The 916-nt window shown below is 48.0% G+C and carries 1 protein-coding gene; it reads left to right on the forward strand.

Annotated features, from left to right (window positions below; genetic code table 11):
- Positions 1-916 (forward strand): MFS transporter (locus R7R24_RS25395; protein WP_318119872.1); only part of this gene is annotated, 916 nt, incomplete at both ends.

Consider the following 916-nt stretch of genomic DNA (forward strand, 5'->3'; position numbering starts at 1 on the left):
TATTGTTCGTAATGTTGGCCACCGCAAAGCATTTATTGGCTGTTTGGCTGCCTTTTCGCTCACCATCGTTGCCCTACCAGCATTCCCGAATGGCCTAGTTTGGCTCGTTGCGCGCTTTATTGCTGGCGTAGCAGTTGCTGGTGTGTTCGTGATCGTTGAATCCTGGTTGATGTCGGGCGACGAGGCATCACGCGCAAAACGCCTAAGTCTATACATGCTTTCTCTGTACGGCGGCTCGGCTCTAGGTCAATTTGGTATTGGCGTTCTTGGCGTAAGTGGCGGCGTACCCTTTGTTGCGATTACAACATTGATCCTAATGGCGATGCTGGTACTGATGTTTATTGATTGCGAACAACCGAACAGCCATGAATCGACTTCATTGTCATTCAAACAGATTGCAAAACTCAATCATGCAGCGATCATCGGTTGCGTCGTATCTGGTTTAACCTTGGGTGCGATTTACGGTCTTATGCCTGTTGAATTGGCGAACCGTAAAATTACCCACCAAGACATTGGTACGCTTATGGCGTTGGTGATCCTTGGCGGCATGTTGGTTCAACCTATGGTGACCACATTAAACAAATACATGAGCCGAACAGTCTTAATGGCGTTTTTCTGTATTTTGGGTATTTTCTCTATCGGTTTGACGTTCATCTCTACGTCTACCGCAGTGTTGGCGGCGTCGCTTTTCCTATTGGGCATGGCCACGTTTGCTCTATACCCAGTGGCAATCAACCTCGGCTGTGAAGGACTTGATGAACGCTTTATTGTCTCTGCAACTCAAGTCATGCTGTTTAGCTACAGCGTAGGCTCAGTAGCAGGCCCAGTGGTCGCAGACAAATTTATGGGCCAAGTACACGGCTTGTTGGGTTACTTGTTTGCGGCTTTGGTAGCAACATGCGTTTACATGTTGCTT

This window comes from Vibrio sp. 704 (assembly GCF_033339295.1).